The 20,944-nt window shown below is 71.4% G+C and carries 24 protein-coding genes and 1 tRNA gene; 19 read left to right on the top strand and 6 right to left on the bottom strand.

What is annotated here, in order from left to right; all coding sequences use genetic code 11:
• The first annotated feature begins 59 nt into the window (after positions 1 to 59).
• Positions 60 to 362, top strand: a complete 303-nt coding sequence (locus tag CI785_RS13660; protein ID WP_105032607.1) for a helix-turn-helix transcriptional regulator — start codon at positions 60 to 62, stop codon at positions 360 to 362.
• 31 nt (positions 363 to 393) lie between these two features.
• On the top strand, positions 394 to 963 hold the full coding sequence (locus CI785_RS13665) for a cysteine hydrolase family protein (RefSeq protein ID WP_105032608.1): 570 nt from the start codon (positions 394 to 396) through the stop codon (positions 961 to 963).
• A 108-nt stretch (positions 964 to 1,071) separates the two neighbouring features.
• Here CI785_RS13665 and CI785_RS13670 read toward each other — a convergent pair whose 3' ends face one another.
• Complete coding sequence (locus CI785_RS13670; RefSeq protein WP_105032609.1) at positions 1,072 to 1,494, bottom strand: GNAT family N-acetyltransferase; 423 nt, start codon at positions 1,492 to 1,494, stop codon at positions 1,072 to 1,074.
• Between the two features lie 202 nt (positions 1,495 to 1,696).
• Here CI785_RS13670 and CI785_RS13675 point away from each other — a divergent pair, with 202 nt between their 5' ends.
• Genes CI785_RS13675 through csrA form a run of 13 tightly spaced genes read left to right on the top strand, consistent with a single transcriptional unit; the run spans position 1,697 to position 12,751 of the window.
• Complete coding sequence (locus tag CI785_RS13675; RefSeq protein ID WP_105032610.1) at positions 1,697 to 2,062, top strand: flagellar FlbD family protein; 366 nt, start codon at positions 1,697 to 1,699, stop codon at positions 2,060 to 2,062.
• Positions 2,062 to 2,901 (top strand): motility protein A, encoded by an 840-nt coding sequence (locus tag CI785_RS13680; protein ID WP_105032611.1) that lies wholly within the window; start codon positions 2,062 to 2,064, stop codon positions 2,899 to 2,901. The genes CI785_RS13675 and CI785_RS13680 overlap by 1 nt, the downstream gene beginning before the upstream one ends.
• Positions 2,898 to 3,875: an OmpA/MotB family protein gene (locus tag CI785_RS13685; RefSeq protein WP_105032612.1), complete on the top strand. Its 978-nt coding sequence runs from the start codon at positions 2,898 to 2,900 to the stop codon at positions 3,873 to 3,875. Before CI785_RS13680 ends, CI785_RS13685 begins: the two co-directional genes overlap by 4 nt.
• A 40-nt stretch (positions 3,876 to 3,915) precedes the next feature.
• On the top strand, positions 3,916 to 4,827 hold the full coding sequence (locus CI785_RS13690; protein ID WP_240615196.1) for a flagellar motor switch protein FliM: 912 nt from the start codon (positions 3,916 to 3,918) through the stop codon (positions 4,825 to 4,827).
• Complete coding sequence (fliN, locus tag CI785_RS13695) at positions 4,824 to 5,528, top strand: flagellar motor switch protein FliN (RefSeq protein WP_105032614.1); 705 nt, start codon at positions 4,824 to 4,826, stop codon at positions 5,526 to 5,528. Before CI785_RS13690 ends, fliN begins: the two co-directional genes overlap by 4 nt.
• A complete protein-coding gene (locus CI785_RS13700) occupies positions 5,528 to 6,142 on the top strand; it encodes a FliO/MopB family protein (protein ID WP_105032615.1) in 615 nt (204 codons plus the stop codon). Before fliN ends, CI785_RS13700 begins: the two co-directional genes overlap by 1 nt.
• Positions 6,139 to 7,029: a flagellar type III secretion system pore protein FliP gene (fliP, locus tag CI785_RS13705; RefSeq protein WP_420808243.1), complete on the top strand. Its 891-nt coding sequence runs from the start codon at positions 6,139 to 6,141 to the stop codon at positions 7,027 to 7,029. The genes CI785_RS13700 and fliP overlap by 4 nt, the downstream gene beginning before the upstream one ends.
• A 1-nt stretch (position 7,030) precedes the next feature.
• On the top strand, positions 7,031 to 7,306 hold the full coding sequence (fliQ, locus tag CI785_RS13710) for a flagellar biosynthesis protein FliQ (RefSeq protein ID WP_105032616.1): 276 nt from the start codon (positions 7,031 to 7,033) through the stop codon (positions 7,304 to 7,306).
• Between the two features lies 1 nt (position 7,307).
• On the top strand, positions 7,308 to 8,066 hold the full coding sequence (locus tag CI785_RS13715; protein ID WP_105032617.1) for a flagellar biosynthetic protein FliR: 759 nt from the start codon (positions 7,308 to 7,310) through the stop codon (positions 8,064 to 8,066).
• A gap of 1 nt (position 8,067) precedes the next feature.
• Positions 8,068 to 9,171, top strand: coding sequence for an EscU/YscU/HrcU family type III secretion system export apparatus switch protein (locus tag CI785_RS13720; RefSeq protein ID WP_105032618.1), 1,104 nt, complete (start codon positions 8,068 to 8,070; stop codon positions 9,169 to 9,171).
• Positions 9,171 to 11,219, top strand: coding sequence for a flagellar biosynthesis protein FlhA (locus CI785_RS13725; RefSeq protein WP_105032619.1), 2,049 nt, complete (start codon positions 9,171 to 9,173; stop codon positions 11,217 to 11,219). The genes CI785_RS13720 and CI785_RS13725 overlap by 1 nt, the downstream gene beginning before the upstream one ends.
• On the top strand, positions 11,194 to 12,471 hold the full coding sequence (locus CI785_RS13730) for a hypothetical protein (protein ID WP_105032620.1): 1,278 nt from the start codon (positions 11,194 to 11,196) through the stop codon (positions 12,469 to 12,471). The genes CI785_RS13725 and CI785_RS13730 overlap by 26 nt, the downstream gene beginning before the upstream one ends.
• A gap of 4 nt (positions 12,472 to 12,475) precedes the next feature.
• A complete protein-coding gene (gene csrA / locus CI785_RS13735) occupies positions 12,476 to 12,751 on the top strand; it encodes a carbon storage regulator CsrA (protein ID WP_105032621.1) in 276 nt (91 codons plus the stop codon).
• 354 nt (positions 12,752 to 13,105) lie between these two features.
• On the opposite strand, the gene CI785_RS13745 is transcribed toward csrA, so the two are convergent.
• A tRNA-Thr gene (locus CI785_RS13745) sits at positions 13,106 to 13,181 on the bottom strand.
• Positions 13,182 to 13,398: 217 nt separating this feature from the next.
• On the opposite strand from CI785_RS13745, the gene CI785_RS13750 reads away from it, so the two are divergent.
• Positions 13,399 to 14,139, top strand: a complete 741-nt coding sequence (locus CI785_RS13750; RefSeq protein WP_105032703.1) for an HAD family hydrolase — start codon at positions 13,399 to 13,401, stop codon at positions 14,137 to 14,139.
• Here the strand turns inward: CI785_RS13750 and CI785_RS13755 are convergent.
• The 3 genes from CI785_RS13755 to tmk are packed head-to-tail and all read right to left on the bottom strand — an operon-like array spanning position 14,094 to position 17,514.
• The gene (locus CI785_RS13755; RefSeq protein WP_105032622.1) at positions 14,094 to 15,668 is read right to left on the bottom strand and encodes an alpha/beta hydrolase; all 1,575 of its coding nucleotides are present in this window, start codon (positions 15,666 to 15,668) and stop codon (positions 14,094 to 14,096) included. The genes CI785_RS13750 and CI785_RS13755 overlap by 46 nt on opposite strands.
• Positions 15,665 to 16,870, bottom strand: coding sequence for a DNA polymerase III subunit delta' (locus tag CI785_RS13760; protein WP_240615197.1), 1,206 nt, complete (start codon positions 16,868 to 16,870; stop codon positions 15,665 to 15,667). Before CI785_RS13760 ends, CI785_RS13755 begins: the two co-directional genes overlap by 4 nt.
• Complete coding sequence (gene tmk, locus CI785_RS13765) at positions 16,867 to 17,514, bottom strand: dTMP kinase (RefSeq protein ID WP_105032623.1); 648 nt, start codon at positions 17,512 to 17,514, stop codon at positions 16,867 to 16,869. Before tmk ends, CI785_RS13760 begins: the two co-directional genes overlap by 4 nt.
• 82 nt (positions 17,515 to 17,596) lie before the next feature.
• On the opposite strand from tmk, the gene CI785_RS13770 reads away from it, so the two are divergent.
• Both CI785_RS13770 and CI785_RS13775 read left to right on the top strand, forming a co-directional pair.
• The gene (locus CI785_RS13770; protein WP_105032624.1) at positions 17,597 to 18,778 is read left to right on the top strand and encodes a trans-sulfuration enzyme family protein; all 1,182 of its coding nucleotides are present in this window, start codon (positions 17,597 to 17,599) and stop codon (positions 18,776 to 18,778) included.
• A gap of 96 nt (positions 18,779 to 18,874) precedes the next feature.
• Entirely contained in the window at positions 18,875 to 19,204 is a 330-nt protein-coding gene (locus tag CI785_RS13775) for a DUF2516 family protein (RefSeq protein WP_105032625.1), read from the top strand.
• Between the two features lie 22 nt (positions 19,205 to 19,226).
• On the opposite strand, the gene CI785_RS13780 is transcribed toward CI785_RS13775, so the two are convergent.
• The gene (locus CI785_RS13780) at positions 19,227 to 20,027 is read right to left on the bottom strand and encodes a class I SAM-dependent methyltransferase (RefSeq protein ID WP_105032626.1); all 801 of its coding nucleotides are present in this window, start codon (positions 20,025 to 20,027) and stop codon (positions 19,227 to 19,229) included.
• A gap of 112 nt (positions 20,028 to 20,139) precedes the next feature.
• On the opposite strand from CI785_RS13780, the gene CI785_RS13785 reads away from it, so the two are divergent.
• Complete coding sequence (locus tag CI785_RS13785) at positions 20,140 to 20,886, top strand: phosphoglyceromutase (protein WP_105032627.1); 747 nt, start codon at positions 20,140 to 20,142, stop codon at positions 20,884 to 20,886.
• Positions 20,887 to 20,944: the final 58 nt, after the last annotated feature.

Here is a 20,944-nt window from a genome sequence, read left to right on the forward strand (position 1 = left end):
GCTTCCATGAGTACCAATAACTATCCCGGTAATACTATCCCAGGACTAGACTCGGGGTCATGGTCAGACTGCCACTCACCCCGGCCGACGTCGAGCGCGGACAGCGCCTCGGGATCCTCCTGCGTCGGGCCAGGGGAGAGCGATCGATGCTGGAGACCGCCCTGGATGCAGGAGTCTCACCCGAGACCCTCCGCAAGATCGAGTCGGGCCGGGTCGCGACGCCGGCCTTCCCCACCATCGCTGCGATCGCCGACGTCGTCGGCCTCTCCCTCGATGACGTGTGGGCCGAGATGAACCGGACCGACGACGGCGCCGAAGCCGTGGATCCCGCATCCGGTGCACGCCGGCAGCTGGCCTCGTAGGCGCCCTGCCCAGGAGAGTGGAGAATCGTCCATGACAGCCACCGCATCCTCCCTTGATCGACCTGCATTGATCGTGGTCGACGTGCAGAAGGGCTTCGATGATGCCGGGTTCTGGGGCGAGCGGGACAACCCGGCGTGCGAGGACAACATCGCCGCTCTGCTCCGGTACTGGCGGAGCAGGACGTGGCCGGTCGTCTTCGTCCAGCACGACTCCGTCCACCCTGCTTCGCCCCTGGCGCCGACCGGCCCCGGACATGCGTTCAAGGACGTCATCACGGGGACGCCCGACCTGCTCGTGCGCAAGGCGGTGAACTCGAGCTTCTACGGAACTCCTGACCTGCATGACTGGCTGCAGGGGGAGGGCATCACCGAGGTGGTCATCTGCGGCATCACCACCAATCACTGCTGCGAGACCACGGCCCGGATGGCCGGGAACCTCGGTTACGACACGTACTTCGCGCTCGACGCCACGCACACCTTCGACCGGACCACGCCCGACGGCGTGCCCGTCGCCGCGGCGACGCTCTCCACCATCACGGCGACGAATCTGCACGAGGAGTTCGCGACCGTGATGAGCACGCGGACCCTGCTCGGTCGGTAGGAGCCTTCGATGCCGGCGTGCCCGGCTTCCCGGAACCGTCCCCGTCCGGACAGCGGCGTCGGAGCCGGCGGTCCCCGCCACGGCGGCGCGGGTGCGACGCGGAGGTCTTCAGTCGAATCTGACGAACGCCCGCACGGCACCACCGCGGAACTCGTCCGCCCGGGCATAGCCGAGGGCTTCGTAGAACGCCGTCTGCCGCGGCTCGTCGTCGGTGATGAGGACCTTCTGGCGCACGTGCGGGTAGGGTTCGAGCGCGCGTTCCACGAGGGCCCTGCCGATCCCCCGTCCCTGGTGCGACGGCAGGACGAGGACGTCCTGGAGGTAGCAGATCGACGCATCGTCGGAGATGACCCGGGCGAGGCCGGCGAGTACCAGTCCGTCGCGGGCGGCGACAATCGTGGACGAGCCCTTCAGGGCGCGAGTGAGGTTCCCGGGATCGCGCGTGTAGGCCGTCCATTGCACCGCGCCGTAGAGCGCGAGGACGTCGTCGAGGGCGAGGTCCTCCGCCTGCACCACCTCGATCGAGATCATGATCCATCGAAGCACAGGATGAGGGCGGAGGGAGCTCGGCGCGCGCCCATGAGGGCCTGGAACCCGGCGGATGGTCTCCGCGGCCCGAGGACAGGGGACCTGAACGAGGTCCGCCGGTGCCTCCGGCGCTTACGAAGCGTGCGCGCGTGCCGACAGTGGGGGAGAGAGGCCCCGCCGGGGCGTCCCGACTCCAGGATGTCCGATGATCGTGGTGACCCGGCTCAACGAGAGCCAGTTCGCGGTGAACCCTGACCTCATCGAGCGTATCCACGAGAACCCGGACACCACGCTCGTGATGGTCGACGGCGCCAAGTACATCGTCACCGAGTCCCTGGCCGAGGTCATCGACCTGATCGCGGCCTACCGGGCCCGCATCATCTCCCTCGCACGCTTCGCCCCGGCCGAGGGAGTGCCCGAGGACCACCCAGGCCAGCGGCCGCTCGGGCTCGTCCGCGACCCCGGGGCGCACCGCGCTCCGGCCGCGACCCCACACCCCGCGACCCCTCACCCCGCCACGCCACAGGACGGCGCAGCCGCTCCCGTCCCGCTCCGACCAAGGAACACCTAATGGATCCCGCAACACTCGTCGGCATTCTCCTCGCCTTCGGTGCGCTGTACGCGATGATCACCCTGGAGCACGCAAGCGTCGAGGCGCTCCTCCTGCCTGCACCGATGATCCTCGTGTTCGGCGCCACCCTCGCCATCGGCATCGCCGGAGGCACCCTCAAGGACTTCCTGGTCGCGGTGAAGGCCGTCCCCGCAGCGCTCATGGGCAAGACCACCCAGCCCCAGGACACGATCGACAGCGTCGTGGTCCTCGCCGAGAAGGCCCGCAGCGAGGGGTTGCTGGCCCTCGAGGAGGAGGCCAACGCCGCCACGGACCCGTTCCTCCGAGGCGCTCTCCAGAACATCGCCGACGGCACCGACGGCGAGGAACTGCGCGAGATGCTCGAGGACGAGATCGACTCCGCCTCCCAGACACACCGCACCGCCTCGAAGTTCTTCGCCAGCCTCGGCGGGTACGCACCGACGGTCGGCATCATCGGGACCGTGGTGTCCCTCACCCACGTGCTGGAGAACCTCTCGAGCCCCGACAAGCTCGGCCCCATGATCGCCGCCGCCTTCGTCGCGACGCTCTGGGGCCTGCTGTCCGCGAACTTCCTGTGGCTGCCCATCGGCACGCGCATCAAGCGCCTCGGTGAGATGGAGACCGCCCGGATGACGCTGCTCATGGAGGGTGTCCTCGCGGTGCAGGCCGGCAGCCAGCCCCGCCTGCTCGGTGAACGGCTGAAGGCCATGGTGCCACCGCACGCGCAGGGCAGGGGCGGCAAGGGCGGCAAGGACGCGGAGAAGGACGTCAAGGGCCCGGGCGGGAAGATCACCGCCCAGGGCAAGGCCGCCGCGTGAGCAGGCGCCCCCACCGGAAGCGGCGCGGCGAGGACCACGGCGAGGAGCACCCCGACGAGCGCTGGATGGCGTCCTACATGGACATGGTCACCGTGCTGATGTGCATGTTCATCGTGCTGTACGCGATGTCCTCGGTGGACCAGCAGAAGTTCGAGCAGTTGCGCGCCTCACTCGCCACGGGCTTCGGCACCGTGGAGACGGCGACGGTGGACACCGCCGAAGGCACCGTGGTGCCCGCCGAGTACGCGAACGCCGACGGCGAATCCTTCACCGGGGGAGCGGCGCTCGCGGACGTGAATCCGGAGGCGCAGAAGGACCAAGCAGGTGCCGCGGACGTCTCCGCGCCCACGCCGTCGCCGCTGCCCTCGGACGGCGGAGCCGCGGAGGTCGCGTCGCCGTCGCCGTCGCCCTCGCCGTCCGCCGGTGGGGACGCGGCGGAGCCGACGACGGACCGTGAGCGTGCCGCCGCAGAGGTCGAGAGTCTCCGGGCGCTGCAGGAGCGGATCGACGCCGGACTCCGCGAGCGCAACCTCGCCGCGTCCGTCCGCTACGTGATCGACGAGCGGGGCCTCACCATCCGGCTCGTCGGGTCCGAGACCTTCTTCCTCCCCGACAGCGCACAGCTCACGGAGCAGACGCAGCGCGTACTCGAGAGCGTGGGACCGATCCTGGCGACCATCCCCAACGAGGTGGGGGTCGAGGGGCACACCGCGCGCCTGCCCGACTCGGTGCCGAGGCCCCTCGACTGGGAGCTGTCCACCCAGCGGTCCGTCAACGTGGTGCGGAACCTCGTCGACACCGGCGGGGTCCCCGCACCCCGACTGGCGGCCATCGGCTACGGCGAGTCGCGGCCGCTGGCACCGGGCACCACGGAGGCGGAGCTCGAACTGAACCGCCGCGTGGACATCGTGGTGCACTCCGACGAGCCCGAGAGCGTGCGCGCCCTCATCCCGGGGATCACCGCGGGCGACTGAATCGCTAACACCCCGCCGTCGCCGTCCGATAGTCGGTGGTGTGACGGTCCAGGAACAACTCTCCTTTGGCGTGCCCTCGGCGACGCCCAGGGCGGTGGATGTCTATGACTTCCGCCGGCCCACGACGCTCGCCCGCGAGCACTCCCGCGTGCTCGAACTCGCCTTCGAGACCTTCGCACGCCAGTGGGGTACCCAGCTCACCGCGAAGGTCCGCGTGATCTCGCAGGTGACCAGCGAGCAGGTCCTCATGCAGACCTACAACGAGTACGCGGCGTCGCTGCCCGCGACGACGGCGATGGTCCTGTGCTCCATCCCTGACCATTCGAGCAAGGCCGTGATCCAGTTCCCCGCCTCCGCGGGCCTGTTCTGGGTGGATTCGATGCTCGGCGGCCACGGGACCGTGCCTCCGGGTGAGCGCAAGTTCACCCAGATCGAGCAGGCCCTGATCCGGCGGCTGATGGACGATGCCCTCGAGGGGCTCCACTACTCGCTCGGCTCGGTCCTGACGCACCAGCTCGGCATCGACTCCCTCCAGTACAACTCGCAGTTCGCGCAGGCCGCCTCGACCACGGAACTCATGATCGTGGGCACCTTCGAGATCCGCGTCGGGGAGCGGTCCTGCCCGGCGACGGTCGCCATCCCTGCGCAGCTCCTGCTGGCACAGCTCGGGGACACGAACCCCACCGCGACCGGCGAGGACGCCCGGGAGCTGATCGAGCAGCAGGTCGCGCACGTGCCCGTCGACGTCGCGGTACAGCTCGCCGCGCTGCCGGTCCTGCCGTCACGCATCCTCGACCTCGCCCTGGGGGACGTCCTGAAGCTGCCCCATCCGCAGCACCGCCCCTTCGAGCTCGCCGTCAGCGGACAGCGGCTCGGCGAGGCAGCCCTGGGCCAGAACGGCTCACGCCTGGCCTGCGTAGTAGTGACCACCGAGGAGAACACCGCACCATGAACACCACCACCGCCGAGCACGAGGCCGCCGCGTCCCTCGCAGCACGACTGCCGCTTCCCGGTCCGCTCACCGCCGAGCCCTGCAGCGCCTCCGAGGTCCCCTCCGCCAGCGCCTCGACCGCCGTCGTCGCGTCCTTCGTGGGGGCCTCCTCCGCGGACCTCGCCGTCGTCCTGATCGATGCCCAGCCCCTCGCCGTCGCCGCAGGGACGCCGTCACCCCTCGTCTCACCGGCCGACGTGCTCGTACCGGCCCTCGAGGCGGCGTCCCGTGCACTGGGCGACGGCGTGCTCGGCGCCCCCGCCGTGCAGGACGCGCTGCCGCTCTTCCGCGACGCCGAGACCTCGGTGTTCCGCCTCGCGGGCGCCTCTGGTCCCGTCGGCTGGTTCGCCGTGCGCCTGCGCGGAGCACGCCCGGGTGCGGCTCCCCGCCGCTCCGCGGCCCCCGCGGGCGCCGCGAACCTCGGCCGCATCAGCAACGTCGAGATGGCCATGACCGTCGAGATCGGACGCACGCGCATGTCCGTCCGCGACGTGCTGGACCTCGAGCCCGGCGCCGTCATCGAACTCGACCGGTCCGCCGGCGCGCCCGCCGACGTCCTGCTCAACGGTCGCCTCGTCGCACACGGCGAGGTGGTGGTCGTGGACCAGGACTACGCCGTGCGCATCACGCAGATCCTCGACGTCGCGGACGGCACCCTCTAGTGGACGTGGTGGTGCTGGCGCTGCGGGTACTCCTGTCCCTCGGCGTGGTCCTCGCGCTGCTCTTCGTGCTGCACCGGAAGGTCTCGAAGATCAACGGCAACCGCGCCGGAGCGGGCCTCGTGTCCGTCGTGGCGCGGCAGGGCATCGGCGCGAAGGCCTCGGTGGTCGTGCTCGACGCCGAGGGCACCCGCTTCTATCTCGGCGTCACCGAGCAGTCGGTGTCGGTCCTTCACTCCTCGGCCGCGCCGCGTGCGCTGCAGGCCGTTCCCGGGTCCGACGGCGTCGCCCCCGATGCGGGGTCCGTCCCGGCACGCCCTGCCCACGGCCCGGTCACGGGTCCGGTCCCGGGCTATGGTGCGGGCCCTTCCGTGGGCCCCGCAGCAGACACGATGGCGGAACCCGCCGACGCCCGTTTCGCTGCCTCCCTGCGGCTCGCCGGGTCGGATACCGGCTCGACGCCGACTCCGGGCGCCGGTCCGGTCAGCCGCCGTGCAGCACGTGCGGCCCGAACCGCGGAAGCCGCACCTCCCGCAGCGCCGCTGCAGGGGTCGATCCTCTCGCCCGCCACGTGGAAGCAGACCGCGGCCTTCCTGCGCCAGGGACGGGCGGGGTGACGACGGCGATTTCCCCTGCCGTCCCACCGGCACGTCCCACAGGCCCTGCCCTTCGCTTCCGTGCACCGGCCATCGTCGCCGCGCTCCTGCTCGCCGTCGTCGCCCTCCTCCTGGGGGCCGCAGCAGGTCACGCCGGCGGGCTCGACCCGGCCGTCCCGGCACCCACGGCACCGTCCGCTCCCGCCGACCCCGCGGCCCCCACCGCGCCGGGCACCGGGGACGGCCTGTCCGTGGAGATCAACGGCGTGAACGGAGAACCGAGCTCCGCCGTCCTGACCCTGATCGGCATCACGCTGCTCTCGGTGGCACCCGCCCTGCTGCTGATGATGACGTCCTTCACCAAGATCTTCGTGGTGCTCGCCATGACCCGGAACGCGCTCTCGCTGCCGTCCATCCCGCCCAACCAGGTGCTGGCGGGGCTGGCCCTGTTCCTGTCGCTGTTCATCATGGCTCCGGTCCTCACCGAGATCAACGAGCTCGCCGTCCAGCCCTACCTCACCGGCGCCACGACGTTCACCGAGGCCCTCGAGCAGGGCGCCGGCCCCCTGCAGACGTTCATGATGGCGCACACCCGCGAGGAGGATCTCGCGCTCATGACGCGCGCGGCCGGGCAGCCGAACCCCGAGGACGCCGCGAGCGTCCCGCTGACCACCCTCATCCCGGCGTTCATGATCTCGGAGCTGCGCGCCGCGTTCATCATCGGGTTCGTGATCTTCGTGCCGTTCCTCGTGATCGACCTCGTGGTGTCCGCCGCACTCATGTCGATGGGCATGATGATGCTCCCGCCCGTCATGATCTCGCTGCCGTTCAAGATCCTGCTGTTCGTCCTCGTGGACGGGTGGGGACTGATCATCACGTCGCTCGTCAACAGCTACCAGGGCGGCTGACATGGATGCCAACGCCGTCCTGGACATCGGCCTCGCGGGAATCTGGGTCGCCGCGAAACTGTCCGCGCCCGTGCTGCTGACCGCCCTCGTGGTGGGCTTCGCCATCTCGCTGCTGCAGTCCATCACCCAGATCCAGGAGGTCACGCTCTCCTTCGTGCCGAAGGCTGCCGCCGTGTGCCTCGCCCTGCTGATCTGCGGCCACTGGATGATCGCGGAGATGGTCTCGTTCACCAACGAGATGTTCGAGCGCATCCCGGGCCTCCTCGGGGGCGGCTGACATGGAGATCGCGCTCGACCAGGGCCGGATCGAGGCCATGATGCTCGCGGGCGTGCGGATCGTCGCGTTCCTCGTGATCGCCCCGCCCTTCTCGTACCGCGGCATCCCTGCACGCATCAAGGCGATGCTCGCCATCGGCCTCGCGCTCGCGGTGTCCCCGCAGGTAGCGGACGGCTACGAGACCGGCGGCACCGGGGCCTACATCGGCGCCCTGGTCCTCGAGCTCGTGGTCGGCGCAGCCCTGGGCTTCCTCGTGCTCGTGGTCTTCTCCGCCATCCAGTCCGCCGGCAGCCTCATCGACCTCTTCGGCGGCTTCTCCCTCGCGCAGGGTTTCGACCCGCAGTCGATGGTCAACGGCGCCCAGTTCGCCCGCCTGTTCCAGCTGACCGCGCTGACGCTGCTCTTCACCTCCGACGGCTACCAGCTCATCATCGGCGGCCTCGTCCGGACGTTCAGCGCCCTGCCCCTCGGCGGCGGACTGGACCTGGCGGAACCCGTCGAGGCGCTCACCGGCGCCGTCACGGGATTGTTCCTCGCCTCCGTCCAGATCGCCGGACCGCTCATCGTGGTCCTGTTCCTGGCCGACGTCGGACTCGGGCTGCTGACGCGCGTGGCACCCGCGCTGAACGCCTTCGCGCTCGGCTTCCCACTCAAGATCTTCATCACCCTCAGCCTCGGCGGGGTGGTGTTCGTGGCCCTCCCCCGGGTCGTCTCCACCCTCGCCGACGACGCCGCGGCCCTCCTGATGGGGGTGGGCTGACATGGCGGAGGATTCCGGCGAACGGACCGAGCAGGCCACCGACAAGCGGATGAAGGACGTCCGCTCCAAGGGCCAGCTCGCCAAGTCCGAGGACTTCACGGCGTGGATCGGTGTGGGCGCCGCGGCGCTCCTGCTGCCCTCCCTCATCGCCCGCGCGGGTGACGCCGCCACGGAGCAGCTCGTCCGCGTCGCCGACAGCATCGCGGATCCCGACCCCGCCGTCGCCCTCGAGGCCCTCGCCGACGGCGGTGCGTCCCTGACGGCGATCCTGGGGCCGTTCCTCGGCGTGCTGCTCGTCGCCGTGCTCGGCACGGCCGCCCTGCAGGGCGGCATCCACGTGAAGAAGTTCTCGGGCAGGTTCGAGCAGTTCAACGTGGTCACCGGACTCAAGCGGATCCTCGGCGGCCAGGCCCTGTGGCAGGGCGCGAAGGCGCTCCTGAAGACCGCCGTCGTCGCGCTGGTGCTCGTCGTCGTCATCCAGGGCCTCATGCCCGTACTGATGGCGGCCGGGGGACTCTCCGTCGCCTCGCTCCTGAACACCGCCGGGGACGGGACCGCTGCGCTCCTGCAGGCCGCCGTCGTCGCAGGGCTCGCCCTCGCCGCGCTGGACGTCCTCGTGGTGACGCGCCGCAACCGCAAGAAGACCCGCATGACCAAGAAGGAGGTCAAGGACGAGAACAAGAACTCCGAGGGCGACCCCCTCATCAGGTCCCAGCGACGCTCCCGCCAGCTCGCCATGAGCCGCAACCGTATGATCGCAGCCGTGGGTGGCGCCGACGTCGTCCTCGTGAACCCCACGCACGTCGCCGTCGCGCTCACGTACGAGCCGGGACGGTCGGCTCCGCGCGTCGTCGCGAAGGGCGCGGGCGTGATCGCGGCGAGGATCCGCGAGGAGGCGGAGAAGAAGCACGTCCCGATGGTCTCCGACGTCCCGCTCGCGCGCGCCCTGCACGCGGCGTGCGAGCTCGGCGAGGAGATCCCGTTCGAGAACTACGACCAGGTGGCCCGCATCCTGGCGTTCGTCATGTCCCTGAGGACCCGGGGTGCCGCCCGCGGCGTCCACACCCTGCCCGTCCGACCCGCAGCCGCCGGAGGCCCCCGATAATGCGCTCTTCCCTGCCCAAGTTCCTGGTGCCCGTCGGTGTCGTGGGGATCGTCCTGCTCCTCGTGGTGCCGGTGCCGTCACCGCTGCTGGACGTGCTGATCATCATCAACATCCTGCTGGCGCTGGTGATCCTGCTGAACACCATGTTCGTGCGCAAGCCGCTGGACTTCTCGGTGTTCCCGTCCCTGCTGCTCGTCGCGACGCTGTTCCGCCTGGGCCTGAACGTCGCATCCACCCGCCTCGTCCTAGGGGACGGGTACGCGGGGGAGGTCATCGAGGCCTTCGGGCACGTCGCCATCGGCGGGTCGATCATCATCGGCGCCGTCGTCTTCCTGATCCTCGTGGTCATCCAGTTCGTCGTGGTCACCAAGGGCGCCGAGCGGGTGGCGGAGGTGGGTGCACGCTTCACGCTGGACGCCATGCCGGGCAAGCAGATGGCCATCGACGCAGACCTCAACGCCGGGCTGATCACGGACACGCAGGCCCGCGAGCGGCGCGCCGAGGTCTCGGCGGAGGCCGATTTCTACGGCGCCATGGACGGTGCGTCGAAGTTCGTGAAGGGCGATGCCATCGCCGGGATCATCATCATAGTCATCAACCTCGTCGGCGGTGTCGCGATCGGCATGCTGCAGGACGGCCTGCCCGTCGCCGAGGCGCTCAGCACCTACGGGCTCCTCACCATCGGCGACGGCCTCGTGACGCAGATCCCGGCGCTGCTCATGGCCGTGTCCACCGGCATGATCGTCACGCGCTCCAACGCCGACGCTGACATGGGCTCGACGGCGGCGCAGCAGCTCGGTCAGTCGCAGAACGCCCTGCGCATCGCAGGGGCCGCGGCGATCGTCATGGCGCTCATCCCCGGCATGCCGAAGCTGCCGTTCATCGTGGTGGGCGCCGGGCTCATCGTCATCGCGCAGCGGCTCAGGAGGTCCGAGGCGGAGGCCCGCACCGCGGCCGCGGCCCTCGAGGCGGAGGCGTCCGTGCCGACGGCCGACAGCACGGACGACCTCCTCGAGCAGATGCGCGTCCACGCCCTCGAGGTGCTGCTGGCCCCGGACCTCGTGGACGTGGTCACCGGGGCCCCGGACGACCTCCTCGGGCGGGTCCGTGCCCTGCGCCGCAAGATCGCCCTGGAGCTCGGCGTCGTGGTGCCGCCGGTCCGCACGCGCGACAGCATCGACCTGCCGCCGGCCACCTACGTCATCAGGATCGCCGGCGTCGAGGCCGGCCGCGGAGAGGCCCCGCGCGGCAAGGTCCTGGCACTGGGCGACCACCTCGCGCACCTTCCCGGCACCGCCGTCGTCGAACCCGTGTTCGGGCTCGCGGGCAAGTGGGTGCCCTCGGAACTGCGCCACAACGCGGAGCTCTCCGGCGCCACGGTGATCGACCGCGTGTCGGTCCTCGTGACGCACCTGTCCTCGGTGATCACGACCAACGCCGCACGCCTGCTGACCCGCGAGGACGTCCGGGTCCTGACCGACGGCGTCCGGCAGGTCAACCCGTCCGCCGTCGAGGAACTGGTGCCCGGGCTGCTGTCCCTCGCCGAGGTGCAGCGCGTCCTTCAGGGGCTGCTGTCCGAGCAGGTGCCCATCAACGACCTCGCCCGCATCTACGAGGCCCTGACGCTGAAGGCGAAGTCGTCGTCGGACCCTGAAGGCCTCGTCGAGGCGGCACGGCTCGCCCTCGGACCGGCGGTGACGCAGCAGTATCTCGACGGCACACTGCTGCGGGTGATCATGATCGATCCGCTGCTCGAGCAGTCGATGCTCGAGGGACTGCGCCCCTCCGACCAGGGCACGCAGATCCTGCTCGACCCCTCCCGGACCGAGGCCGTCCTCGCGTCGGTCCGGTCCACGACCGCCGACATCGAGGCCTCGGGGCACAACGCGGTGCTGGTGTGCGCGCCGGCGCTGCGGCCCGCGCTCAAGAGGCTCGTCGGACCCCAGGTGGCAGGACTCCCGGTGCTCTCGTACCAGGAGGTCACCAGCGCCAATGTCGCCATCGAGACCGTAGGGGTGGTCCGTGGCACCGCAGCTGTTTCATCTTGAGGGTGCCTCCCTCGAGGAGCTGAAGGCACAGGCGGCCGCCCTCCACGGTCCGCGGGCGCTCATCGTGTCCGCGGAGATCGTCACGGTCGGCGGCATCCGCGGCGTCTTCGCGCGCAGGCACTACGAGATCGTGGTCGAGGTCCCGGACGACGCACGTCCCGCCGGCGTACGCCCGCGCGGGCGGCGCAGCGCTGTTCCCCAGGCGTCGGGCATCGACGCCCTGCTGCAGCAGGCCGAGCTCGACGAGGTGCGCCTCGCCGGAAGCACTCCCGCGGGTCCGGGCGGCGCCGGGCCAGGGCAGGGTCCGGCCCGCGCCACGGCGCCGCGTCCGACCGGCGCCGGACGCCGGGAGGAACCGGTGCCGGCCGCCGTCTCCACCGACTCGGGCCTCTTCGCGGCCCTCATGGACAACCTCACGTTCGCGACGGACCAGGCCCCGGTCGCGCCTGCCCCGGTCGCGCCTGCCCCGGTCAGGCCTGCCCCGGGTCCGACGGCGCCGGCCCCGCCGGTCGTCGTTCCGAGCGCACCCGTGCAGCCCGTCGTGGTCCCCGGCACTGTCGTCACCCCCGCCGCCGTCGTGCCCGGACCTCACGTCCAGCCCTCCGCCCCCGACGCCGTCGTCCCGCCCCTCGCCGTGGCCGCCCACGACCCGGCGGAGCTGCCGGACCTCGCAGGACACGTCGTCCGGGAGCCTGCGGCACCGGCGGGCGCACCAGCAGTCCTCGGCGCGCCCGGCGACCTCGTGACCGTCGTGGGTTCGCCCGCTGCTGCCTGGGAGGTGGTGCAGGCGATGGCGGCCGGGTTCCGCGGGGGCGTCCCGTCCGCGGTCGCCGTCGCCGGGGGCGTCAGCGGCTGGCTCCGGCCGGATGCCCGCAGGATCGAGGACCACCTCGACGCGAACGCCGCCCGTGCCGCCGGGGTGGACGGCGGGCACCCGGTGTTCCTCGCGGTGGCGTCCGGGGATCCGGTCACGGACAGCCGGCTGCTGCTCGCCCTGCGCCCGGACCAGGTGTGGCTCGCCGTCGATGCCGGACGGAAGGAGGCCGACACCGCGGCGTGGGTGGGCGCACTTCGCAGGAGCATGGAGCGCGCCGGACTCGAACCGGCAGGGCTCGCCGTCGTCGGGCGGGCGGCCACGTCCACCCCGGACACCGTGCACGACCTGGGTCTGCCGGTCGGCTGGCAGGACGGCCCCGCCGGACGCACGAGAGCCGCCGGTCGCCGTCGAGCCGAGCCGACCGGGATAGAGTGACACGATGCTGGTACTCACGCGAAAGGTCGGCGAGCAGATCCTGATCGGCGACGACATCGTCATCACGGTGCTCGATTCCCGCGGTGACGGCATCCGCATCGGTATCGATGCGCCACGGGGCGTGAAGATCCAGCGCGAGGAGGTCCTCCGCGCCGTCACGGAAGCCAATCTCGCCGCCGCCGCCGCCGATGCGGCGGGCGCCGACGCACTGAAGGCACTGCTGCAGTCGGGTGCGGTGGTGTCCACCGAGGCCGCTGCGGACGGGCACCCGGACAGGTAACAGAGTCCTCGCGCAGGGGCGAGGACTTCCCGGGAGGACGATCGGCCGTTGCCGCCGGACATCCATGGGTTCCAGCCTGGCGCCACCTGTTCAGACCCACACGGAGGTGCCTCGTGGCTACTGGAGGAGCCGGATTCGACGACGTCCCGTTCGACCTCATCCCGCTGCCGTGCCACTCGCCGAAGGCCGGGCACGACGACGGCCGGTACGCGCGGGACGCCCGCACGTACGGGCCGTCACGACATCGCGGACTTCTTCGAGCAGGTCATGGCCCAGGACTCCGAACGGACCCGCCACAACCGCATGCCTCCTGGACATGGAGAGACCCCGGCGGCGAACCGTCCGGGGTCTTGGTGGAGCCTCCTGCCAGAGTCGAACTGGCGACCTTCTCATTACGAGTGAGACGCTCTACCGACTGAGCTAAGGAGGCAATGCTTCCCGGATCCGGGTTGCACCCGGGGCCGATCCACAAGCTCCAACTTTATAGGAGGGTCCGGCCCGCGGTCAAAATGGGGAAGCGGGACGAGAATTCGCCCGCGGTTCACCCCGTTGCCGCCTCCAGTACGTCCTTCGGTCAGCAGGGCGCCGGATCCTGAGGTCCACCCGCGTCCGGCATGGGAACGGGTCTGGCCGGCAAAGGGGACGCCATGACGCAGGACCGCTCATTCTCGCTCGCCGTGATCGACATGGCCGGGACCACCGTGGACGAGGGCGCCCTGCAGGAAGAGGCCTTCGCGCGAGCACTGGCCTCGCACGGGGTCCATGAGGGCTCCGGCAGCTTCGGCGCCATGACGGCGTATGCGCGACGCACCATGGGCACGTCCAAGGAGCTCGTCTTCCGCAGCCTCTTCGACGACGTCGCGACGGCCGTGGACGTGAACCGGACGTTCGAGGCTGCGTACGACACCCTGCTGGCCCGCCACGGTGTCGAACCGATCCCGGGCGCGGAGGACGCGATCCTCGCGCTACGGGAAAGGGGTCTGAAGATCTGCCTGGCCACCGGCTTCGGCCGCCACACGCAGAACATGATCCTGGAGTCCCTCGGCTGGATGGGGCTCGCGGACCTCAGCCTCTGCCCCTCCGACGCGGGACGCGGCCGCCCGTATCCCGACATCATCCTGACCGCGGTCCTCGCCCTCGACATCGAGGACGTGCGCTCCGTCCTGGTGGCGGGGGACACCACGTCGGACGTCGTCGCCGGGCAGCGCGCCGGAGCGGGCGCCGTGATCGGGGTCCTGACGGGAGCGCACTCGGAGGCCGAGCTGCGGCTCGCGGGAGCCGACGCCGTCCTGCCGTCCATGTGCCACCTGCCGCAGTGGCTCGGCCCCACGCCGGTCGGGGATCAGCAGCGCGTCCCGTCCGCCGGGACCGTCCCGTCGATGAAGTAGGAGTCGACGAGGTCCAGGATGCAGTCGTCGGACCGGCCGTAGGCGGTGTGCCCCTCGCCCTCCCAGGTCACGTGCACGCCGGACTCGAGCTGCCCTGCCAGGGCCGTGGACCACTCGTAGGGCGTGGCGGGGTCCCCCGTGGTGCCGATGACGACGATCGGGGCCGCCCCCGCCGCCTGCCGCGGCGCCGGCTCGCCGGTCGACGGATACTTCCACGGCGCGCAGGTGATGCCGCCGTAGGCGAGGAACCGCCCGAAGGTGGGCGACGCCCCGACGAGTTCCTCCTCGTCGGCGCGCATCTGCGCGGGATCGCTCGTCATGGGGTAGTCGAGGCAGTTCACGGCCAGAAAGGCGGCGGTCGCGTTGCCGACGTATCGGCCGTCCGGCTGGCGTTCGGCGGACAGGTCCGCGAGGAAGAGCATGCTGGTCGGGTCCCCGGCCAGGGCCGCCCGGACCGCGTCCGTGAGCGTGGGCCAGTTGCCGTTGTCGTAGAGCGGGAGGATGAAACCCTGCACGAACGTCGAGACCGGGACGAGCCGGCCGTCCGCCGCCGTCGTGGGTTCCCGCTCGACGGCAGCGAACAGGTCCTGGATCTGGCGGACGCCGTCGTCCACGGTTCCCGTGTACGGGCACTCGGAGCCCTGCTGGCAGGCGGCCACGTACGCGCGAACCGCCCGCTCGAAGCCGCCCGCCTGCCCGAGTGTGATGTCCTCGCTGCTCAGCGACGGGTCGATCGCGCCGTCGAGCACCAGGCGGCCCACCCGTCCGGGGAAGAGGTCCGCGTAGGCCGCGCCGAGCTGGGTCCCGTAGGAGAAGCCGAGGTAGTTGAGCTTCTCGTCGCTGACCACCGCGCGCAGGATGTCCATGTCGCGTGCCGCCGACTCGGTGTCCACGAAGCCGAGCAGCTCGCCCGTGCGCTCGGCGCACACGTCCGCGTACTCCTGCGCGTCCGCGGTCATGAGCGCCAGCAGCTCGTCCTCGGAGGCGTCGACGGGGTAGGCCTCCTGCCGCGCCTCGTCCTGCTCGGCGTCGGTGTAGCACTTCACAGCACTGGACCGGTTGACCCCGCGCGGGTCGAACCCGAGGATGTCGTAGTCCTCGCGCAATCGCTCGCTCGTCACGTAGTCGAGGGACTCCTTGACGATGTTGACGCCGGAGCCCCCGGGGCCGCCGGGGTTCACGAGGATGGTCCCCTGCTCCTCGCCCGTGGCGTCGGAACGGATGGCCGCGATGTCGATGCTGCCGCGGCCCGGGTCGCTGTAGTCCAGCGGCACCTCAATCGTGGCGCAGGAGAACGAACCCTCGCACTCCTCCCACCGCACCTCCTGGGTGTAGAAGCCGGTGAGGTCCCCGGGCACTTCACCGATGGCTGCCGGATCGGCGGTCTCCACCCCCGACACGGGACGGTCCGCCTGGCCGGGGGAGAAGAGCGTGCAGCCGGACAGGCCCAGCATCGCGGCGGCGGACGCCGCGAGCACGGTCAGGGCACGACGGCGGGGCGCCCGTGCGGGGGGCGTTCCAGGGGTCATCGGTCGAGGTCCTTCCGGGACAGCAGGCTGACGGTCATCGCTTCGATCGCGAGCAGGGGTGACACATTGGTGCTGACGAGCCGCGTGCGGACCTCGTTGATCGCCTCGAGGCGCAGCAGGGTGTCCTCGGCGCTCTCGCGCTGGGCGAACTCCTCGAGCTCCGGGCGCAGCGGTTCGTTCACGAGCGGCTGGTCCGCGTCGGCCTGCAGCATGAGGACGTCGCGGTAGAAGGAGATGAGGTCGGTCAGGGCGCGGTCGAAGTAGTCGTTCTTCGAGCGCTTCGCGCGGCGCGTCTGGTCCTCCTCGAGGCGCCTGATCTGCGCCCGCATGGACGGCGGCATGGTGCCCGTCTCGGGGGCACCGAGCGTGGCGAGCAGGGCGGCCCGCTCCTCGGCGTCGCGCTGCTCGAAGGAGCTCTGCGCCTCGGCCTCGGCCAGCTTCACCAAATCGGCCGCGGCGCGCATGGCGCCGGCCACGGAGCGCAGCGTCAGCGGGAGCCGGACGATCTGGTTGCGCCGCTCCCGGGCGCCCTCGTCCGTGGCCAGGCGCTTCGCGACACCGATGTGGCTCTGGGCGGCCCGCGCGGCCGCTTCAGCCGTGACGGGATCGATGCCGTCACGGGTCACCAGCAGATCGGCGACGTCCTGCACGGGCGGCAGCCGCAGGCCCACCGAGCGGCAACGGGAGCGGATGGTGATGAGGACGTCACCCGGGCTCGGCGCACACAGCAGCCAGATGGTGCGCGGCGGCGGCTCCTCGATGGCTTTGAGCAGCACGTTGGTGCTGCGCTCCTGCATGCGGTCGGCGTCCTCGACGATGATGATGCGCCAGCGGCCCGTGGACGGCTTGTCCTGTGCCTTGCGCACGAGCTCGCGGGCCTCGTCGATGCTGATGGTCACCTTCTCGGTGGTGACGTTGGTGAGGTCGGCGTGGGTCCCCGCGAGGACGGTCCGGCAGGCCTTGCACGCACCGCAGCCCCGCTCCGTCAGGGTCTCGCGCTCGCAGAGCAGCGCGGCGGCGAAGGCCCGCGCGGCGTTGGAGCGGCCGGAACCGGGCGGGCCGGTGAACAGCCAGGCATGCGTGGGAGCGCCGGACTGGGCGGCGCGACGCAACTGCTCCACCACCTGCTCCTGCCCGCGCAGCTCGGCCCACACGCCGGTGGTGGGCAGGCTGGAGGGGCCGGCGCTCATGTCGGCGCTCATGCGGACCCTCCGGGCAGGGCAGCCACGATGGACCGGTGGAGCTCCTCCGGTGTGCCGGACGCGCCGAGCACCACGTAACGCTCGGGTGCGAGGCGCGCGAGCTCGAGGAAGGCGTCCCGGATGCCGGCGTGGAAGCCGTCCGGCTCGGACTCGAGGCGGTCCTCGGCGGCCGCCCCCGCGGTACGGCGGCTGCGGCCCACCGCGGGGTCGACGTCGAGCAGCACGGTGAGGTCGGGAAGGAGACCGTCGGTGGCCCAGACGTTCACGTCGAGGACCGCCTGCGCGCCGAGGCCGCGGCCGGTCCCCTGGTAGGCGACGGAGGAGTCGATGTAGCGGTCGCACACCACGACGTCGCCGCGCTCCAGGGCGGGCACGATCACCTGCTGCACATGGGCCGCACGCGAGGCGGCGAACAGAAGGGCCTCGGTGCGGGCGTCGATCTCGCCGTGGCCGTGCTCGAGGACGAGGGAGCGCAGGGTCTCCCCGATCGGGGTACCGCCTGGTTCGCGCGTACGGACCACTCGACGTCCGCCGGCCTCGAGGGCCCGGCAGAGCAGTGTCGCCTGCGTCGACTTGCCGGCGCCGTCGCCGCCCTCGAGCGCGATGAAGAGCCCGGGAAGCCCGTGGGGGAGGGGAAAGGTCACGCGTTCAGCCTACCGAGTGGCGGCGACCTTCAGCACTGGTCACACTTGCCGGCGGCATCGGCTCCGCGGTTAGGCTCGGGGGATGGCTTCCGTGCGCTCCGACCTCGCCCCCGACACCCTCGCCGTCGCAGCGGGCAGGCCGCCCCGCGAGCACGACGCGCCCATCAACCCGCCCCTGGTCCTCACCACGACGTACCACGAGACCCGCGCCCCCGAGCCCGGGGACCGCATCTACGCCCGCGGTTCCAACCCCACCTGGGACCCCTTCGAGGAGGCCCTCGCAGCCCTCGAGGGTGCGGACCTGCCGGCCCTCGTCTTCGGCTCGGGCCTCGGAGCCGCCGCGGCCGCACTGTCCCTCGTCCCCCCGGGCGGTGCCGTGGTCATGCCGCGCCACGCCTACGCCGGGTCGCTCGGCCTCGCCGCCGACCTCGCCGCGCAGGGCCGCTTCGAGCTGGTGCAGGTGGACATCGCCGACACCGCCGCCGTCCTCGCGGCGCTCACCGCGCTCGCCGCCCGTCTCGACGCCGGCTCCGTGATGCTGTGGCTCGAGAGCCCCACGAACCCGATGCTCGAGGTCGCCGAGCTGGGCGTCCTCACCGCGGCCGCCCACGCGGCCGGTGCGGTCGTCGTCGCCGACAACACGTTCAACACACCCATCGTCCACCGGCCGCTCGAAGCCGGTGCCGACGTCGTCCTGCACTCCGTCACCAAGTGGCTCGCCGGGCATTCCGACGTCGTCCTCGGTGCCCTGGTGACCTCCGACGCCGGTCTGCGCGAGCGGCTCCTGGCGCACCGGACGCTGTACGGCGCAATCGCGGGACCGTTCGAGGTGTGGCTCGCGCTGCGCGGCCTGCGTACGCTCGCCCTGCGCATGGAACGGAGCCAGGGGACGGCGGCATCGCTCGCACTGCGTCTCGCGGATCATCCGGCGGTGCGCCGCGTGCGCTACCCGGGCCTGCCGTCGGACCCCGGCCACGAGCGTGCCGCCGCGCAGTTCAACGGTTTCGGGGGCATCGTCAGCATCGAACTCGACGACGTCGCCACGGCCGACGCCCTCGTGGCCGCCGTCCGCCTGTGGCTTCCCGCGACCTCGCTCGGCGGTGTGGAATCGCTGATCGAACGACGACGGCGCCAGCCCGCCGAACCGCTCACGGTGCCCGAGGCGCTCGTGCGTCTGTCGGTCGGCATCGAGAACCCGGAGGACCTGTGGGCGGACCTCGACCAGGCGCTCCGCCGGGCCGCGGGGCGGGACGGCGGGCTCTGATCCGGCGCCCCGGCTCGTTCCGCGCCGGGGCGACCCCGACCGGTCGGGACAGGGCCCGCGATGCGGCGCCGAGGGCGGGCCAGCTAAGCTGGCAGCGTGGCTCTCGTATACGCAACCCAGTACTACCTGTACCTCGCGCTCGGCCTGATCGCGCTGGGCATCGAGGTGTGGGCCTTCACCGACTGCGTGCGGCGTCCCGGAACGGCCTTCGAGGCCGCCTTCAAGCGGACCAAGGGCTTCTGGCTCGCCCTCACCGGAGGCGCCGTCGTCGTGGGCCTGCTGTCCGCCCTGAGCAGCCGTGGCGGCTTCAACATCTTCCAGCTCGTCGCCATCATCGCCGCCTGCGTGTATCTCGCCGACGTGAAGCCCGCCGTCAGCCAGACCACCGGTCGCGGCGGCAGCAGCGGACCCTACGGACCCTGGTAGATCGATACCGTCCGTCCGGCTGCTAGCCCGGCCGGACGGCGTCCCAGCCCACGGTGATCTCGCCGAGGCGCCACCGGGCCGGCCCGTCCAGCAGCGGCCAGCCGTCCGCCCTCAGGGCCGAGCACGTCGCCAGCCACCGCTGACGGTTGCCGAAGGGCGCGAGCGGTGCGGCGTCGAGCCACGCCCTGTCCAGGGCCCGGAGGTATCCGTGCACGCGTTCGCCGTCGACGTTGCGGTGGATCAGTGCCTTGGGCAGGCGCTCGGCGACGTCGGACGGGAGGACGAACGCCCCGAAGCGCAGCGAGATGCTCAGGGAGACCGGGCCCTCACGTGTCAGCGAGATCCACGTCGAGCGCCGGCCGATCTCGTCGCACGTGCCGTCGATGAACAGGCCGCCGGGCGCCAGCCGCAGACGGACCTCGTCCCAGTAGGCGGCGTACTCGTCCTCGGCGTACTGGCGCAGCACGTTGAACGCCCGCACCACCGTGGGCCTCCTGCCGTCCAGCGGCAGCTCGAAACCACCCTGCCGGAAGCTGAGGCCCGGTACGGCGAGGGGATCCGCGGCGGCCACCCGGGCGGGGTTGATCTCGATCCCGACCACCTCGACGTCGTCGCGCACGGACCTCAGGCGCGTGAACATCTCCACGGCCGTGACGGGGGCGGCCCCGTAGCCGAGGTCCACCACGAGCGGATCGGCCGCGCGGCGGAGGCGGTAGCCCTGGGGGCCCGCCAGCCAGCGGTCCGTGCGGCGGAGGCGGTTGGGGTTGGTGGTGCCGCGGGTGATGGCCCCGAGAGGTCTCGGGGGACGGGGACGCGGAGGCACCCATCAAGGGTAGGGCACCGCCGCAGGACCGCCGGTACGGGACCCGTTCCCGCAGCCTGTAACGCTGGGGCGGCAGCATGACCGCCGGGGCCCGATACGGCAGACTGGGACCATGACCTACACACTGATCCTGCTACGTCATGGGCAGAGCGAATGGAACGAGAAGAACCTCTTCACCGGCTGGGTGGATGTGGCGCTCACGGAGAAGGGCCGCGAGGAGGCGACCCGCGGCGGTCACCTGCTGACCGAGGCCGGGATCCTTCCCGACATCGTCTACACGTCCCGGCAGAAGCGGGCCATCATCACCGCCAACCTCGCGCTCGAGGCCGCCGACCGCAGCTGGATCGATGTGAAGCGCAACTGGCGCCTCAACGAGCGCCACTACGGGGCGTTGCAGGGCAAGGACAAGGCCCAGACCCTCGCCGAGTTCGGCGAGGAGCAGTTCATGGAATGGCGCCGGTCCTACGACACCCCGCCGCCGCCGCTGGATGACGCCAGCGAGTACTCCCAGGCCGGCGATCCGCGGTATGCGGACCTCGGCGACGACGTCCCCCGCACCGAGTGCCTCAAGGACGTCCTCGAACGCTTCCTGCCCTACTGGGAGTCCGACATCACGGTGGACATCAAGGCCGGCAGGACCGTCCTGATCGCCGCGCACGGCAACTCGCTCCGTGCCCTCGTGAAGCACCTCGACGGCATCAGCGACAGGGACATCGCGTCGGTGAACATCCCCACGGGCATCCCGCTGGTCTACGAGCTCGACGAGGACCTCCGACCCGTCAAGGCCGGCGGCACCTACCTCGACGCCGACGCCGCGGCTGCGGCGATCGAAGCCGTCGCGAACCAGGGCAAGCACTAGCCGGACGGCAGAAAGGAACGACGGCGGTCCCCGGGAGGGGCCGCCGTCGTTCCTTTCC

The organism is Arthrobacter ruber, from assembly GCF_002954225.1.
GTDB lineage: Bacteria > Actinomycetota > Actinomycetes > Actinomycetales > Micrococcaceae > Arthrobacter_D > Arthrobacter_D ruber.

What these genes read in the sequence shown, in the direction of transcription:
- CI785_RS13660 (WP_105032607.1), top strand. Translation starts at nt 60, where the DNA reads ATGGTCAGACTGCCACTCACCCCGGCCGACGTCGAGCGCGGACAGCGC.
- CI785_RS13665 (WP_105032608.1), top strand. Translation starts at nt 394, where the DNA reads ATGACAGCCACCGCATCCTCCCTTGATCGACCTGCATTGATCGTGGTC.
- CI785_RS13670 (WP_105032609.1), bottom strand. Translation starts at nt 1,494, where the DNA reads ATGATCTCGATCGAGGTGGTGCAGGCGGAGGACCTCGCCCTCGACGAC.
- CI785_RS13675 (WP_105032610.1), top strand. Translation starts at nt 1,697, where the DNA reads ATGATCGTGGTGACCCGGCTCAACGAGAGCCAGTTCGCGGTGAACCCT.
- CI785_RS13680 (WP_105032611.1), top strand. Translation starts at nt 2,062, where the DNA reads ATGGATCCCGCAACACTCGTCGGCATTCTCCTCGCCTTCGGTGCGCTG.
- fliN (WP_105032614.1), top strand. Translation starts at nt 4,824, where the DNA reads ATGAACACCACCACCGCCGAGCACGAGGCCGCCGCGTCCCTCGCAGCA.
- fliQ (WP_105032616.1), top strand. Translation starts at nt 7,031, where the DNA reads ATGGATGCCAACGCCGTCCTGGACATCGGCCTCGCGGGAATCTGGGTC.
- CI785_RS13715 (WP_105032617.1), top strand. Translation starts at nt 7,308, where the DNA reads ATGGAGATCGCGCTCGACCAGGGCCGGATCGAGGCCATGATGCTCGCG.
- CI785_RS13720 (WP_105032618.1), top strand. Translation starts at nt 8,068, where the DNA reads ATGGCGGAGGATTCCGGCGAACGGACCGAGCAGGCCACCGACAAGCGG.
- CI785_RS13725 (WP_105032619.1), top strand. Translation starts at nt 9,171, where the DNA reads ATGCGCTCTTCCCTGCCCAAGTTCCTGGTGCCCGTCGGTGTCGTGGGG.
- csrA (WP_105032621.1), top strand. Translation starts at nt 12,476, where the DNA reads ATGCTGGTACTCACGCGAAAGGTCGGCGAGCAGATCCTGATCGGCGAC.
- CI785_RS13750 (WP_105032703.1), top strand. Translation starts at nt 13,399, where the DNA reads ATGACGCAGGACCGCTCATTCTCGCTCGCCGTGATCGACATGGCCGGG.
- CI785_RS13755 (WP_105032622.1), bottom strand. Translation starts at nt 15,668, where the DNA reads ATGACCCCTGGAACGCCCCCCGCACGGGCGCCCCGCCGTCGTGCCCTG.
- CI785_RS13760 (WP_240615197.1), bottom strand. Translation starts at nt 16,870, where the DNA reads ATGAGCGCCGACATGAGCGCCGGCCCCTCCAGCCTGCCCACCACCGGC.
- CI785_RS13770 (WP_105032624.1), top strand. Translation starts at nt 17,597, where the DNA reads ATGGCTTCCGTGCGCTCCGACCTCGCCCCCGACACCCTCGCCGTCGCA.
- CI785_RS13785 (WP_105032627.1), top strand. Translation starts at nt 20,140, where the DNA reads ATGACCTACACACTGATCCTGCTACGTCATGGGCAGAGCGAATGGAAC.